The sequence below is a fragment of the Streptomyces sp. CS113 genome, from assembly GCF_002188365.1.
Lineage (GTDB): Bacteria > Actinomycetota > Actinomycetes > Streptomycetales > Streptomycetaceae > Streptomyces > Streptomyces tendae.
Map to the genome: position 1 here is coordinate 2,105,518 of NZ_KZ195574.1, position 15,089 is coordinate 2,120,606.

Annotated in this window: 15 protein-coding genes; 2 read left to right on the forward strand and 13 right to left on the reverse strand. The window is 72.4% G+C overall.

All coding sequences use genetic code 11. The features are described from left to right. Positions 1-7: 7 nt before the first annotated feature. From B9W62_RS09035 to B9W62_RS09080, 9 genes are all read right to left on the reverse strand, one after another. Positions 8-283 carry a hypothetical protein gene (locus tag B9W62_RS09035; protein WP_087806683.1) on the reverse strand — a complete coding sequence of 92 codons (276 nt, stop codon included), beginning with the start codon at positions 281-283 and terminating at the stop codon, positions 8-10. A 724-nt stretch (positions 284-1,007) separates the two neighbouring features. Further along, entirely contained in the window at positions 1,008-1,526 is a 519-nt protein-coding gene (locus B9W62_RS09045; protein ID WP_087806685.1) for a transglycosylase SLT domain-containing protein, read from the reverse strand. A gap of 636 nt (positions 1,527-2,162) precedes the next feature. Further along, entirely contained in the window at positions 2,163-2,675 is a 513-nt protein-coding gene (locus tag B9W62_RS09050; protein ID WP_087806686.1) for an SMI1/KNR4 family protein, read from the reverse strand. Between the two features lie 190 nt (positions 2,676-2,865). Next, a complete protein-coding gene (locus B9W62_RS09055) occupies positions 2,866-3,828 on the reverse strand; it encodes a hypothetical protein (protein WP_087806687.1) in 963 nt (320 codons plus the stop codon). Between the two features lie 81 nt (positions 3,829-3,909). Then, complete coding sequence (locus B9W62_RS09060; protein ID WP_218781984.1) at positions 3,910-7,080, reverse strand: amidohydrolase family protein; 3,171 nt, start codon at positions 7,078-7,080, stop codon at positions 3,910-3,912. A 146-nt stretch (positions 7,081-7,226) separates the two neighbouring features. Next, positions 7,227-8,093 carry a cytochrome c biogenesis CcdA family protein gene (locus tag B9W62_RS09065; RefSeq protein WP_087806689.1) on the reverse strand — a complete coding sequence of 289 codons (867 nt, stop codon included), beginning with the start codon at positions 8,091-8,093 and terminating at the stop codon, positions 7,227-7,229. After that, positions 8,090-8,902, reverse strand: coding sequence for a DsbA family protein (locus tag B9W62_RS09070; RefSeq protein ID WP_087806690.1), 813 nt, complete (start codon positions 8,900-8,902; stop codon positions 8,090-8,092). Before B9W62_RS09070 ends, B9W62_RS09065 begins: the two co-directional genes overlap by 4 nt. Before the next feature lie 64 nt (positions 8,903-8,966). Next, positions 8,967-9,479 carry a hypothetical protein gene (locus tag B9W62_RS09075; RefSeq protein WP_087806691.1) on the reverse strand — a complete coding sequence of 171 codons (513 nt, stop codon included), beginning with the start codon at positions 9,477-9,479 and terminating at the stop codon, positions 8,967-8,969. A 50-nt stretch (positions 9,480-9,529) separates the two neighbouring features. Then, positions 9,530-9,925 carry a hypothetical protein gene (locus tag B9W62_RS09080; protein WP_087806692.1) on the reverse strand — a complete coding sequence of 132 codons (396 nt, stop codon included), beginning with the start codon at positions 9,923-9,925 and terminating at the stop codon, positions 9,530-9,532. 556 nt (positions 9,926-10,481) lie between these two features. Between B9W62_RS09080 and B9W62_RS09090 the strand changes: the two genes are divergently transcribed. Continuing rightward, entirely contained in the window at positions 10,482-11,327 is an 846-nt protein-coding gene (locus tag B9W62_RS09090) for a DUF2637 domain-containing protein (protein WP_087806694.1), read from the forward strand. 102 nt (positions 11,328-11,429) lie between these two features. On the opposite strand, the gene B9W62_RS09095 is transcribed toward B9W62_RS09090, so the two are convergent. After that, positions 11,430-11,873: a DUF6299 family protein gene (locus tag B9W62_RS09095; RefSeq protein WP_087806695.1), complete on the reverse strand. Its 444-nt coding sequence runs from the start codon at positions 11,871-11,873 to the stop codon at positions 11,430-11,432. 239 nt (positions 11,874-12,112) lie between these two features. Here B9W62_RS09095 and B9W62_RS09100 point away from each other — a divergent pair, with 239 nt between their 5' ends. Next, positions 12,113-12,352, forward strand: a complete 240-nt coding sequence (locus tag B9W62_RS09100) for a DUF5999 family protein (RefSeq protein ID WP_087806696.1) — start codon at positions 12,113-12,115, stop codon at positions 12,350-12,352. Between the two features lie 79 nt (positions 12,353-12,431). Here the strand turns inward: B9W62_RS09100 and B9W62_RS09105 are convergent, their stop codons facing one another. From B9W62_RS09105 to B9W62_RS09115, 3 genes are read right to left on the reverse strand one after another with little or no spacing between them, the layout of a single operon-like run. After that, positions 12,432-13,274: an alpha/beta fold hydrolase gene (locus B9W62_RS09105; protein WP_087806697.1), complete on the reverse strand. Its 843-nt coding sequence runs from the start codon at positions 13,272-13,274 to the stop codon at positions 12,432-12,434. Between the two features lie 27 nt (positions 13,275-13,301). Beyond that, positions 13,302-13,700, reverse strand: coding sequence for a RidA family protein (locus B9W62_RS09110; RefSeq protein ID WP_087806698.1), 399 nt, complete (start codon positions 13,698-13,700; stop codon positions 13,302-13,304). Further along, entirely contained in the window at positions 13,697-15,004 is a 1,308-nt protein-coding gene (locus tag B9W62_RS09115) for an acyl-CoA dehydrogenase family protein (protein ID WP_087806699.1), read from the reverse strand. Before B9W62_RS09115 ends, B9W62_RS09110 begins: the two co-directional genes overlap by 4 nt. Between the last annotated feature and the right edge of the window lie 85 nt (positions 15,005-15,089).

Consider the following 15,089-nt stretch of genomic DNA (forward strand, 5'->3'; position numbering starts at 1 on the left):
GGCCTCCTCAGGCCCCCGGCCGTCCGGCAAGCAGGGTGACCAACGCGTCGCCGACGATTTCGGTACTGCCGCCGTACTCCTTGCGGATGGCGTGGACCGCCTCGGGGGCGATGTCGACCAGCGTGCCGGCCAGCTGCTGCAGAGCGTAGTGACGGTACTCGGCCTTCAGGGCCGAGGCTTCCTGGGCCACCTGGGCCGCCCAGTCCGGATCGAGCTCCGCGCCGACCAGGACGAGGTCCTCCAGCACCGACATCCGGTCGTCCTCGGGCAGGTCGCGGGCCATCCGTACGCACTCCTCCAGCAGCTCCAGCGCCTGCGCAGGCCGCGCGCACCAGCCCGGAGGACAGCAGAACCAGGCCCGACACGTACTCGGCCTTCGGAAACTCCAGGAGCCCGTGCCGTCTGCGCTCCGGGTCCGCCGAGCCCCGGGCCGCGGCGATCCACAGCCTGGCCACGAGGCCGTGTTCCTCGTCCTGGACTTCGGCCGCCAGCCGTTCGGCTTCCTGGTACAGCCGCTCCGCCCGCCCTGGGTGCTCGGGGGCCAGGCTCTGGGCGATGTGCGCGAGGGGTCAGGGTCCGGCAGTCCTCGGGGATGCGCCGTGCGACGGCCAGGGCCCGTTCCGGGTCCGTATCGCGCAGCTCGGCGGCCACGGCGTGCAGGGCGCCCGCCCGATCCTCCTCGTCGGCCATGGTGCGGGCGAGCCGTTCGGCGGCGTTCAGGTCAGTCTTCAGTACGCACCGGAAGACCTGCGACAGGGCCGACGTCCGCCCGTCCTCGTCCGCGGAGAGGCTCCGGGCGACACGCTCGGCCGTCTGCGGATCCACTGTGCCAGCGTGCTCACCAGGTCCCGCAGCGCCCACTTCCGCTGATCCGGGACTGCGGGCGGCACGCAGGCGGGGCCGGAGGAACCTGTCGTTCCTCCGGCCCCGCCGTGCTGCCTGGGCCCCGCCGGCCTCCGCGCGGGACCGGTCGTCCCTGGGGCTCAGGCGGTTCGTGGGTCCGCCGGTCAGTAGGCGGAGTCGACGTTGTCCATGGAGCCGTACTTGTCGGCCGCGTAATTGCAGGCGGCGACGATGTTGGCGACCGGGTCGGTGATGGAGTCCTTGGTGCCCTTGACGTGGTAGGCGTCGAAGGTGGGCTGGATCGTCTGTAGCAGGCCCTTCGAGGGGATGCCGTTCTGGGCGTTCACGTCCCAGTTGTTCTGCGCGGTCGGGTTGCCGGACGACTCGCGCATGATGTTGCGGTGCAGGCCCTCGTAGGTGCCCGGGATGTTCTTCGCGTCCATGACGTCCAGGGCGGTGCGGATCCAGCCGTCGAGGTCGTTGCCGTGCTTCTTCTTACCGGCCTTGACTATGGCCTCGATCTTGTCGGTCTGGGCCTGGGACTGCGCGGTGGACGCCTTGGCCGGTTCGGCGGCGTGCGCCGGGCTCGGGGCGAGGGTGAGGGTGACGGCGGCGGCGCCCGCGGCGGCGAGGGAGGCCACGGCGGACTTGCGGATGCTGGGGCGGCGCAGGATGGCGTGCATGGGTGTACCTCTCCATTCGGGACGTGATGGGGAGGCCGACGGGGGGTCGGCGACGCGGTGTCCGCGTTGGACGCGGCTTCGCGTCATCAGGGCCGGTGTCTGGATCACGGACGGGCTCTTCCCGTCCGGTCCCGGCGCTCGGCTCCCCGGTACGCCGAACACCTTGCGGAACGCTTGGGCGCCGCGACAAGTGCGTGACCTACTACGCCGCTTCGTAGACCGACCGCCCGACTCGCCCGGACGGCCGACGATTCCGCGGGTGAGCACCTTCGGGCGTCTACTAACCCCGGCCCCGTGTGACGTGAGCCCTGTGCGCGCCCTCACAGAGCCGGTCACCCGGCGGTCGTCTCCCGTCACCCTGCGGAGGCAGCCGCCTCACCCGGCGAGACGGCGGAGTCACCCTGCGGGATCGCCCTGGAGGCCGGCGTGGAGGAACAGCCGGCCCTCCGGAACGGTCACGTCGTACGGGGGTCCTGCCGGACCGAACGTGTCGCGCCGTACGTACGGTTCGCGTGATCCCGGCGGCGGCTCCGAGCAACAGCGTCAGCCCCACCGGAATCAGCACCCAGGCGGCGACCCTGAGTCCGCGGCCCGCACGTTGCGGTTGCACGAACGTCCCTCCTCTTCTGTCGCCGCTCAGCTGCCGGGGAGGGAGCGGCCCGGCTCGAATTCAGGGTCGAGGTTGTGGTGCGCGATACCGAACGGCTTGAATTCCTCATCCGCAAGCACCCGGTAGAGGAATTCAGAAGTAGACATGTCATAGGTGCGCCACTCGCCGACGTCACTGCGCACCAGAACGGAACAAACGCCAGGATTCTGCGCGTCCACGAGCCAGGCGTATTCATCGGCCCATTCGGTTGCCGCCCACACGATGACGCCCTTCTCTCCCGGAGAGTAGATCGGCTGCACGTCATCGCCTGCCCCTGCCGCGAGGGAGGCCCGCCACTGTGCGAGAAAATCGAAGGCGTGGGGGCCCGAGGGCCCGAAAAAGTAGACGCTTTCACTGAAGGTGCCACCCCCGAAAGCCTCGAAGAGCTCCTTGTAGTCCGCGGGCAGCGGAACCTGCAATTCCCCTTCGACCGCCTCCCAGTCGACGGAGAGACCCAACGGCTCCCATCCGGTCAGGTCGATCAGGCGCTGAACCCACATGGAAACCTACCTCTCAGAAATGCGGGGTGCAGCCGGCCGTCACTGTCGACAGCCGCCTGCACCCACTGTTACTGCTTCGATCCGGTGAGCCGCCCTACGGCTTCAAGCCGTTCGGAGTGTTCCAGATGGTGATCGGTTCGCCCGGCATTTCAACGGGCCCTTGGGAGAAACGCCTGCCGACGATCGTCACTCAGAACAGTGAGTCGTCGCCCCGCAGTCGGCGTCGCAGGAACGAGGCGAAGGTCTGCTCCGTCAGGTGGGTCGGCGAGGTGTCCCCGGGCTCGGTCCAGGCGACGCGCCACTCCTGCGGGTCGGCTGTCAGGGCGAGCCAGCCGAAGGCCCTGCCCTCCAGTTCGCCCCACTGCAAAAACACCGGGTCCTCGGTCGGCCGGGCGGCCTCGGCGACGGGAAACACGCGCATTCCGGCGATCACCCCGCCGGGGAACTCCCGCATGACTGCCAGATAGTCCTCCGGCCACACGAGGTCCGGCGTCTTCGTGTTCTCCGCCGCCCCGTCGACGAGTTCCCGCGCGTACTGCCGGATGCCCGGAACACCGATGTTCCGGATCCGGGCGACGAGCTCCTCCACCGCGCCGATGTCCGGTTTCGACAGCGCCGTGGCCGTTGCCCGCATGTCGTCGGCGACCTTCCAGAAGGAACCGGATTCGTATTCCTCGACGGTCTCGAACGCGGGAACCCCCTCGGGACGTCCGAGCAGCGCCCGCCCCACGGACTCCGAGGCGGAGAAGGGAAGGTCGAGCCACAGCTGGAAGTCGTCGTCCGTGACGACGGTCGTCCAGTCCGCGGTGTCGCCGACGGTGGTGTCCCACAGCAGCACGCCGTCGGTGGCGCTGCGCCCCCACGGCACCATGCCGCCGGGTTCCGGATGGAGCGGCAGCCACAGCCCCTGGTCGCGGCTGCGAAGCGATCGCTCCATGTCTCCGATGCGCATGGAGGTGGGCCGGGTGAATTCCTCGAGGGAGCGTACGGGGACGGCATCGGGTCGTTCGAGCAGCACGGACCCTGCGAAGACACCGGCCGGTACAGCCCCGGCCAGGAACTCGAAGTCCTCGGGTACGACCCGGCCGTACTCGTCCTCCGGTCGTGCGGGGGCGTCGAAGCCGAGTAGTCGGACGACGTCGAGATGATGCATGTGTTCCTCTCCGCCCGGCTCTCACCGGCGTCGGTTGCCCAACGGCCGACGTTCCTTCGTGAGGAACGGACGCACAGGGTCTCACCCGTTGCAGCAGGCGTGCCGGGCCTCCTCCACGTAGGCGTGCCCGTGCCACCAGAAGCCGCCGTTGGCCGGGTGTTCGGGTACCGGGGGGAGCACGGTGCTGCTCCCGTCCGGCTCGCGGAGGCCGGCGGCCGGGGGTTCGGCGAACGGCCGCATCAGGGAGTCGACGGTGTGTGCGGTGCCCGACACGAGGACCTGCTCGACGTTGGCGGCGTCCTTGATGTCGGTGAGTGGGTCACCGTCGACGACGGCGAGGTCGGCGTACATGCCGGGTGCGATCCGGCCGAGGTCCTCGTGCAGGGTCTCGCCCGCCAGGCTGGTCGCCGTCGTCAGCGCCTCGTACGGGGTGAACCCGTAGGTGACCATGGCACGCAGGTTCATGTGCAGGCTGACTGCCGCGTGGTCGATCGGGGCGTCGGTGCCGGCGACGACCCGGCCTCCCCGGCGGTAGACGTCGAGTGCCTGGCGGACCTGTGCCCGGAGGTTCGCCCGCCGCGCGGTCTGGTCGGTCCGGCTCGCGGCGTCGGCGCTCTCCTGGAGGGCGGCCAACCGCCACGGCGGATTGAGCGTCCGTACCCGGCGGTCCTCGACCAGGGACCTGTCCTCCCGGTACAGCGTGGTCGAGCCGAAGAGGGTCGGTGTGCGGGCCATGTCGGAGGCCACGAAGAGATCGGTGACGTCGGAGTAGCCCGTTCCGAGCGGTGTCACGGTGCGCGAGTAGCCGAAGCGGTTGGTCGCGCCCGTGTGTTCCATCCCGTCGCCGCCGAGGGCCGTGGCCGGGTAGTGGTAGTGCGAGGTGGCGGGGATGCCGACGCCGTGCGCGAAGGCGATCACCCGCTTGTGCCAGGCCACCGGCAGGCGGACGTAGCACTTCATGAGGTCGTACTCCAGGGCCTCGGCGCGTTCCAGTTCGAGCTTCAGTTGGGCGTCGGTGAACGTGGGGCGCATGAAGTTGTAGTAGATGCGCGGTCCGTCGACCGCCTCGCCCGTCGCGAAGTACCGGGGCGCGATCCGGGCGCCGGACCGGGTGGCCTCCCGCTCCTCGACCATGTGGTAGGCGGGGCTTCCGGGGGACCTCGTGGTGGTCACGCCCAGGGAGAGCCACAGCCGTCCCTGCCGGTCGCCGTAGGCGTAGCCCTGCATCTCCCGGTGGTGGTGCATGTCGACGAGTCCGGGCATCACCAGCCGGTCGCGCGCGTCGATGTGCTTGCCCGCCCGGCTCTCGGCGTGCGGCTCCACGGCCCTGATCCGGTGTCCTTCGACGACGATGTCGACGTCGCGCCGGACCTCCCGGCGCGCGCCGTCCCACATCCGGCCCGCGTGGACGACGGTGCGCGCCGGCGGCCGGACGGCGGTCCAGGTCAGCGGCACGGCGACGGTACGAGGACGCCCGCCCTGCGCCGGTACGAGGCGGAGTCTGCCGTTGTTGAGGTAGAGGAGGTGCTTCGAGTCGCCGCTCCAGGACGGGGCGTCGGTCACCTCGTCGGTGAGCTGCCGGGGTTCACCGACCGGCGTTCCGTCCGCGGCGACCGCCACGGTGTACAGGACGCTGGCGACCGCGAACGCCATGTGCCTGCCGTCGGGCGACCAGACCGGTCCGTCGTCTCCCCGGGTCTGGATGGAACGGCCGGGCACGGCCTCGACGTACCTGCCCTGCCCGGTGGTCCTGTCGACGAGCAGGATCTGGCTGAGTCCTTCGCGGAACCTGGCCGAGTACGGCTTCACCGCCGCCAGGGCGATCGTCCTGCCGTCGGGCGACCAGGTGGGTCTGCCTGGCTCGAACGTCGCGGTGAAGACCTGACGCACGTCGCCGCTCGCCACGTCGGCGGTCCACAGCGCGCCGTCCTGGTCCAGGAAGGCGATCTCCTCTCCGCCGGGCGACCATGCGGCCGAGACCGCCGCCCTCGTGCCGAGGTCGGTCAACTGCCGGTCCCGGCCCGTGCCGAGGTCCCTGATCCAGAGGTCGAGTGTCCCGCCGCGGTCCGTGGAGTAGGCCAGCAGCTTCCCGTCGGGCGACCAGGCGGGGTCGCACTTCCACCAGTGGTCGCGGGTCAACGGCCGTGGCGCGCGGCCGATCTTCATGACGTAGAGGTCGTTGAGCGCACGGAAGGCGATGTGTTCCCCGTCGGGGGACAGCACCGGGCTGCCGATGCCGCGCACGGGCCGCGGCCCGGTGCTCTCGAAGTCGGTCCGGCGTCTGGTGTACCTCGGTCTGCGGGTCGTCACGGCGGCGGAGAAGCCGATGGTCCGGGTACCCGGGCCGCGGAGCGACCGCACGTGGATCCGGCCGTCCGCGGTGTAGAGGAAGCGTTCGCGATCCAGCCAGGACACCCGGAACGGGAACGCCTCCTGGTCCGCCACCAGGGGCGTGTCACCGGTCATCAGCCGGCACCGCCCGTCGTGGGTCAGGTGGTGGACCAGCCCGGCGCCGTCCGGAGTCCATTCCGGCTGGTGGATCACCTGGCCCGCGGGCACGGTGAGACGGGTGCCGCGCCGGCCCGTGGTGCGGTCCACCACCTCGATACGGGTGTTGTCCACCACGAAGGCCACCTGGTTGCCGTCCGGCGACCAGGCCGGCTCGTACTCCTCGCCCGAGCCGTCGGCGAGCACATCGATCCGTCCGCTGCCGACGTCGTACGTCTGGATCGCGTAACTGCCCGACGCGTCGCCCGAGAAGACGATCGTGCGACCGTCCGGCGACCAGCGGGGCTCCCGGTGGTCGAAGGGGCCCTCGGTCAGCCGGCGCAGTCCACTGCCGTCGGGCCGTACGGTCCAGAGGTTGAAGACGCCGTCACGGTAGGACTGGAAGACCAGCCGGCTGCCGTCCGGCGACCAGTCGGGCTGCGCGATGTCGAACAGGTCGCTGGTCAGCCGTCGCGCGGGCCCGCCGGACGCCGGCATCACCCACAGCACCCCCAGCAGGTCGTGGGCGATCCACCGGCCGTCGGGCGAGACCCGCGCGCCGAACGTGGTGCCCGTGCCCAGCCGCAGGTCGCCCGTACCGCCGGTGCGGGGACCGGCGGCGACGGCACCCGGCCCGGCCAGGGACGTCAGCGCCACCGCGGCGCCGGCGCCGGCCAGGAACCCGCGCCGGGACACCGGTGACGTCCTCGCCCGTGGGCCGGACTCGGCTTCCTCCGGCAGTGCCTCGGAGAACCCTTCGCTCACAGCACGTCCCTTCAGCCGTACGGGGCCCCGCCATCGGACGCCTCCGCATCCTTCAGGAGTTGCCATGCCCGGTCGAGGGGTATTCCAGCGAAAGTTCCGCCGATGAGACTCGCGCAGGGCACGAAGCGCTCATGCGCGGTCCCGCACTACTCGCGCCCGGCCGGATCCCTCCCCGGCGGTGGTGGTGCCTCCCGTCGGCCGGCCGGGCGGAGCAGCACCAGCAGGGCGGTCAGCGCGGCCGCCCCGGCCAGCGTCAGGAGGAGTACCCGGTCGGACACGGCCGCGCCGATGCCGGACAGCCGTTCCTCCAGGGCGAACTCGGTGTCGGTGCCCAGCACCGACGGCAGTGCCGAGGTGCCGTCGAAGGCCAGGAAGGCCACCCCGAGCGCGACGAAGAACAGGCCTCCGACGAGCGAGGTGCTGTGCAGGGGCACCGGGCCCAGCCGGAACGTCCGGCCCCGCAGCCAGCGCCTGCGGCCCAGGTCGAACCGGTCCCAGAGCAGCGCCAGTACGAACATCGGGACCGCCATCCCCAGCGCGTAGACGGCGAGGAGGACCCCGCCGTGCAGGGGGTCGCCGTCCACGGCGGCCACGGTCAGGATGGAGCCGAGGATCGGTCCGGCGCAGAATCCCGCCAGCCCGTACACCGCACCCAGGGCGAAGACCGACAGCGCCGAACCCGAACGGCGTCCGCCCGCGGCCTGCGCCATCCGGCGGGAGCCGAAGCCCACCCCGGCGATCTGGGCCACGCCCAGGGCGATGACCGTCCAGCCGCCCGCGGTCACCAGGGCGTCCCGGTGGCCGTAGAAGAGGCGGCTGGCGAACGAGCCGGCCACGCCGAGCGGTACGAGCGTCGTGCACAGTCCGACGTAGAACAGACCGGTGCGTGCCACCAGTCGGGTGCGGCTGGTGAAGGAGTAGGCGAAGAAGGCGGGCAGCAGCAGGGCGCTGCACGGACTGAGCAGGGCCAGCAGTCCGCCGAGGAAGGCCATCGCCAGGCCGGCCTCGCTCATCGTCCGCCCGCCTTCGCCGCCCGCGCCGCCGTCTCGACGGCCGACGTGAAGGTGTCCGTGGGCTGGGCGCCCAGGATCGGCTTGCCGTTGACCAGGAACGCCGGGGTGCTGGTCACGCCGAGGTGGTAGCCCTCTTCCTGGTCCTCGAGCACGGCGTCGCGGGCCTGGTCGGACGCCATGTCGGCCTGGAAGCGCTCGAGGTCGGGGACGCCCGCCTCACGGGCCATGGCGAGGAGGTGCTCGGCGTCGAACGCACCGGAGTTGCGTTCGCGCGGCTTGCTGTAGGCGACCTCGTGGAACTCCCAGAACTTCTTCTGCTGCCCGGCCGCCCACCCGGCCAGCGCGGCCCGCTCGGACTCCTCGCCGAAGATGGGGAAGTTGCGCCACTCGATGCGCAGGATTCCCTTCTCCACGTACGAGCGCAGCAGCTCGGGCTCGGTCGTGCGGGCGAACTGGCCGCAGAACGGGCACTGGAAGTCGGAGTACTCGATCAGGACGACCGGGGCGTCGGCGGGTCCGACCGCCAGGGGGTCGGACGTGTCGCGGCGGGCGAGGGCGAGCAGGCTCTCGTCGGCGGGCGCGGGGTCGGCGGAGCCGGTGACGGCCGCGGGTCCGCCGGCCTTCTCGTTGCGGTCGCCCGAGTCGTCGAGCGTGAGGGCGAACACCGCGGTGACCGCGGCGGCGGCGAGCACCGCCACGGCGCCGACGGTCCGCCTGCGGTTGCGGCGGGCGGCGTTCGAAGACGGGGACGTGGACGACGACCGGGACGTGGATGACGACGGGGACGGGGACGGGGTGGATCCACTCATGGGGTACCTCAACTGGTCGAGGAGGAGAAGAGAAAGGGGGAGGGCGCGCGAGCCGGGCCGCAGGTCAGGCGGAGGGCGTGACCGGGCACTCGGTCTCGGCGGAGAGGCGTCGCAGCGCGGCCTCCGCCAGCAGCCCTGCCGACAGGACGGCCAGCAGCGGCTGAAGCGGAGCCCAGTAGCTCAGGGCGCCGGAGGCGCCGAGGAGCACGAGGACGAGTTTGTTGCAGACCGGGCAGCCGACGGCGAAGAAGGACAGCACCCCGCCGATCGCCCCGAGACGGCCGCCGTCGGCGGCGTGCGGCTCCGGAGCGGAGGAGGGGGGCCGGGGCACGGCGGGCCGGCGCACGTAGGTGCTCAGGACGATGCCGGCCAGGGCGGCCGTGACGGCCAGGGCCGGGTAGTTCCACCACTGCACGGGGACCGACCGGCCGAAGAGCGGATTGGGCACCACGTCGGTGGGCGCGCCGACCAGGACCGCCGTGGCCAGCGCACCCGCGCCCGCCACGGTCCACTGTCCGGACCGCCAACCACGCAGGGCCGTACCCGCCCGCCGCCAGGAGCGCGGGGATGAGGACATGCCGAAGAACTCCGTTTCCGAGGATTCAGGGACGCGGCCGACGGGCCGGTCTAGATCCGCAGAACGGAGTGGAGGGTGGACGGGGGCGGATCCGGGCCGCCCGCCGCCGCGCCGGAGCGCTGGGTCACGAGAGGCGCCGGTTCGGTGTGCGGCGACAGGGCGCGGGGCAACGGGGCCGACGGCGGAGGATTCTCGGCCCGCGGCACGCTGTGGTCGCCGATCGCCTTCTTGCGGCAGGGTGCGTCCGCACCGTCCGACGGTTCGGCGACGGCGACGGTGACGGCGGCAGCGCCGGCGACGGAGGCCCGTTCCGCGGTGGACGGCGGTGTGACCGGTCCTCCGCGTTCCGCGTGTCCGAAGACGCACAGCAGCGCCACCACGGCCACGAGCAGGCCCAGCACACCGCGCAGGAGGGCTCGCGCCCGCCCGGGTGCCGCTCGCTTCATCGCCGCTCCTGCGCTGTCCGTGGTCCCGGCCAGCCTAGGTCACGCGTCCGCGTGTGCGGGCACCGAGGGGCGGGCGTCCGGTCGGCGCCGCGTCGGACACTTCTCGAAGGATCACCCGGACGCGCCGCCGAACGGCGTCTTTCCCCCCGTTCGCGCCGTCTCTGACGCTTTTCGTACAGGGCCGCGACCGAACCGGTGTGAATTCGAGATTGGGTAAGTATCGCAGAAATCGTTCACTCGACTGCCGCGCATCCGACGGAGTAGGCAGACGTTACTTCGGATATGACCGAGGAACACGGGGAATTGACGGCGCTTGGCCCGTACACCTACAGGCCCGGCAGAGATCACTGTCCGTCACCGAGCGACGGAACTCTGACCAGAGGCGGCCATCCCGTCCCGCTCCGGGTGACCGAGCCCGTGCTGCAACGCTTCCTCGACGTCATGGCCGAGTTGGAGACCGGTCTCGCCGAGCGGTGGGGCCGCACGCAGGGCTCCCTGACGTACACCCGGGCGGAGTGACCGGCACCTCGTGTACGAAGAACACACTCACCCCCGCATGCCGTACGGCGAAGGGCCGTTCCGCCCCACGGGCACCGGCAGGCACCGTGCGCCCGAGGCGGCCTTCCAGGAGACCCTGGTTCCACCGGATCCCGGCTGGGACCCGGCCGAGGAACTCGCGTTCCTGCTCCAGGACGCGATGGAGCCCCGGGCCGGCGTCCCCTCCGTGACGGACACCTCGGCGCTCGCACCCGCCCCGGGCACCCCGCTGAGCAATTTGCAGGAGATCACGGCGGAGCTGCCCCCGTTGAGGGAGTCCCCGACGAGTCACCGCAGGGTCCGCAGAGGGAGAAAGGTGAGCCGGCTGCGCGCCGCGAGCCTGTTCGTCGCCGCGCTCGCCGCGGTCATCGCGGCCTCCGTGAGCCTGTTCGGCGGCATGGTGGCCTACGAGCCGTTGCGCCTGGCCGCCGTGACCCGCACCCGCGGCAGCGTCGTGTCCTGGTGGCCGCTGCTGGTCTACGGGCCCTGGCTGGTGGCCTCGCTCGCGGTGCTGCGGTCGGCGCTGCACCAGCGCCGCGCGGTGCACTCCTGGGCCGTCGTCCTGCTGTTCTCGGCCATCGCGATGCTGCTGTGCATCGCGGAGGCGCCCAGAACCGTCAGCGACGCCGCGGCGGCCGCGCTGCCCGGTCTGGCCTCGCTGGTCTGCTTCCAGCAGGTCGTCCGGCAGATCACGCTCACCCGTCCGCCCCGGCGCGCGGTGCCGCGCCACCGGCAACGCGCCGCGGTCACTCCAGGTGACGATCCGGCGGGCAAGGCGACCGCCGATCCGGTGTCGCTGCCGCAGCAGCGGCAGAATCCGGTCCGTTCACCGAGGCCCGGCGCGGGCCCCGGGAAACGGATCTGAACCGGAGCGGAACGAGACGGTCGGAATCGGGTTCCATTCCCGCCCGAGAATGCCGGGAAAAGGGAATGAGAATGCGGAATTCGTCGCGGATCGTGGCCGGGGTCAGGCCGCCGTCAGTGTCACGTCCTGTGCCTGCCGGGCGTGGAAGCTCGGGAGCGGCACGATGCCCGTCGGGCGCAGCTCCATCAAGGTGGCCTCGACGTGGGCCGCGCCGGGCTTGAGGACGACCGTGTCGGGCGTGCCGGTGTTGACCCAGCGGTGCTCCAGGCCGTCGCAGACCGCGCGGGTGCCGCCGACGCCGTAGCGGACGGACGGGTCGCTCTGGCTCACGGTGGAGCTGACGTAGACCGGACCGGTGCCGCCGGTGCAGCGGTAGGTCCCGGAGAGGGTGATGCCGCCGTCGGCGGCGATGCGGCCGGTCGGGTCGACGGTCACCGTCTCCGCGACGAGGCGGGCGTCGTGCGGTGCGGCCGTGGCGACGGGGGCGGCGAGCAGGAGCAGGGCGGCGCCGGCGGCCGTGGCGAGGGCGGCGGGTCGTACGGGCATGGGAACCTCCCGAAGGTACGGAATGAGGGGTTCCACTGGTACCGGGCCAAGCGGCCGACGGCAGTGACCGTCACCCCTTCGGTGGCGAGTCCGCGTCGGCCGTCGTGGAACCGTCGCCGACGTGTCCGGGTGTTGTCACGCTTGCCGCCGGGGACTTGGCGATGAGTTCCCGGCCGGCGCACGGTCGGTACACGCGACGGTCCCGACGACGGGACGGTCTTCCGACGTGGAGGTGCGCCATGTGTACCCACCGGCCTTCCTGCCCCGCGGCCCAGTCCCCCGAGGCCCAGTCCCCCGCGGCCGAGTCCCCCGAGGCGCGCGTCGTCACCGCGCACGTCGTCGCCGCCCACCCGGAGCAGGGGTGGAACCTGCTGTGCGACGGCACGGTCGTCTTCGACGACACCGGCGAGCTGCTCCCCGACGGCCGTGCGGTCGGCCCGCGCCGGGCACCCGCCGGACGCCTGGCGATGGCCGCCTGAGGGGTCCCGGGTACGGCCCGGTCCTCCTCGGCTCGAGCCCTTCCTTCGCCGGTGCTCCTCGGCTCGAGTCCTTCCGGGCTCAGTCCTCCTCGGCTCCGTCCTTCTCGGCGACGAACTCCCGCAGCAGGGAGGCGAGCAGCTCCGGCTGGTCCTCGGGGATCAGCGTCCGGGTGTCCTCGACCTCCACCAGCCGCCCCCGCGGGAGGAGTTCGGCCAGGCGCCGGCCGTGCGCGCGGGGCATCATCAGGTCCTCGGTCGCCCAGACGACGAGCGCGGGCCGGTCGAACCTCCGCAGTCCCTGGGCGGCTTCGAGCAGTTCGTCGCGGCGGACGTGGGTGCCGTAGTGGCGGAAGTCGCGCCGGATCGCCGGGTCGGTGCGCAGCGGGCGCAGCCAGCCGTCGACGACCGCGTCCGGCACGGGGCGTTTGGTGAGCGCGCCGACGCCGACGGGCAGGCGGCGCAGCGGTTTCAGTCCCAGGGTGCGGACCAGCAGGGACACCCCGCCGGGGATCCGGCAGGCGGCGCCGATCATCTTGCCGGGCAGTCCCGGCGGGTAGTTGTCGAAGGCCTCGCAGGCGACGAGCGCCAGCCGCGCGAGCCGCTCCGGGTGCCGGGCGGCCACCGTCTGGGCGCGTCCGCAGTCGTTCTCGACGAGGGTGACGTCCCTCAGGTCGAGGCGGTCGAGGAACTCGGCGATCAGTTCGTTGACCAGGTCGGGTGTGGGTGGCCGGCGCATCGGGCGGCGGTGGGCGCCGTAGGGCAGGGTCGGCGCGATCACCCGGTGGTCGGCGCGCAGGTCGGCGAGGACCTCCCGCCAGACGGTCGCGTCGTGGACCAGGCCGTGCAGGAGGACGACGACCGGGCCGTCCCCGCCGGTGTCCTCGTACTCGATGGTTCCCGCGCTCAGTTCGATGTCCGGCATGCCGGAATGGTAGGTGCGGAGGGTCCGCTACGGCAGTACGGCGAACCCGTCGAGTTCCACCCGCGCGCGTTCGTCCCAGAGCCGTACGACCTCCACGACGGCCATCGCCGGGTAGTCGCGGCCGGCCAGCCGGCGCCAGGTGCGGCCGAGTTCGGCGGCGTGGGTGCGGTAGGCGGCGACGTCGGTGGCGTAGACGGTGACGCGGGCGAGGTCGGCGGGGGTGCCGCCGGCGGCGCGCAGGGCGGTGAGGAGATTGGTGAGGGCCTGCTCGAACTGGGCCGGGAGGGTGTCGCCGGTGACCTTGCCGTCGGTGTCGAGGGCGGTCTGACCGGCCAGGAACACGAGGCGGGTGCCGGTGGCGACGACGGCGTGGGAGAAGCCGGTGGGCGGGGACAGTTCGGGCGGGTTGACCCGTTCGGCGGTCATGCTCCGGCCTCCTCGGTCGTGGCGTCCTGCGTGCGGTGGGTCCGGCGAGTCCGGTACAGCTCCTTGGCGACGATGCCGCGCTGCACCTCGCTCGCGCCCTCGTAGATGCGCGGGGCGCGCACCTCGCGGTAGAGGTGTTCGAGGAGGTGGCCGCGGCGCAGGGCGCGGGCGCCGTGCAGTTGGACGGCCTTGTCGACGACGTACTGGGCGGTCTCGGTGGCGAGGAGTTTCGCCATCGCGGCGCGCTTCGGCACGTCCGGGGCGCCCGCGTCGTACGCCGTCGCCGCCGCGTACACCATCAGCCGGGCCGCCTCCGTGCGCAGGGCCATCTCGGCGACCTGGTGGGAGACGGCCTGGAGGTCGCGCAGCTTGCCGCCGAAGGCGTCGCGGGCGGTGGTGTGCGCGAGGGTCGCGTCCAGGGCGGCCTGTGCCATGCCGACGGCGAAGGCGCCGACGCTGGGGCGGAACAGGTTGAGGGTGTCCATGGCGACCCGGAAGCCGTGGTCGGGTGCGCCGAGCACGTCGTCCGCGGTGACGGGCACGGCGTCGAAGGCGAGGGCGCCGATGGGGTGCGGCGAGAGCATGTCGAGCGGGGTGCCGGTGAGGCCGGGGCGGTCGGCGGGGACCAGGAAGGCGGTGACGCCGCGGGCTCCGGCGCCGGGGGTGGTGCGGGCGAACACGGTGTAGAAGTCGGCCTCGGGGGCGTTGGAGATCCAGCACTTCTCGCCGGTGAGCCGCCAGGCGGAGGCTCCGTCGGTCTCGGCGGCCAGAGGGGCGGCGTCCGGTGCGGGGCCGGATTCGTGCCCCGCCGCGGCCCGCCCGCCGCCGGTGCGCCCCGCCGACCCGGCGGACGCCCCGCCCCCGGCACGTCGCCCGGCGTCCGGTTCGCCTCCCGCCTCCGGTTCCGCGCGGAGGGAGAGCGCCGCCGCGTCCGAGCCGGCGTCGGGCTCGCTGAGGGCGAAGGCGGCCACCGCGGTGCCGTCGCTCACGCGGGGGAGCCAGCGGGCGCGCTGGGAGGCGGTGCCGTGGGCGTGCACGGGGTGGGCGCCGAGGCCCTGGAGGGCGAGCGCGGTCTCGGCCTCCGTGCAGGCGTGGGCGAGTGACTCGCGCATCAGGCACAGGTCGAGCGCGCCCGAGGTGAACAGGCGGGACAGCAGGCCGAGAGTGCCCAGCTCGGCGACCAGGGCGCGGTTGACGCGGCCCGGTTCGCCCTTCTCCGCGAGGGGGCGCAGCCGTTGGGCGGCGAGGGCGCGCAGCTCGTCGCACCAGGTGAGTTGTGCCGGTTCGAGCGAGAATGCCGTCATCGCCGGTCCCTTCCGCCGCTCCCCCGCCCGTCGGACGGGCCACTGGGCCACGACCGAGGCTATCGCGCCCCGTTGACTGTCGTCA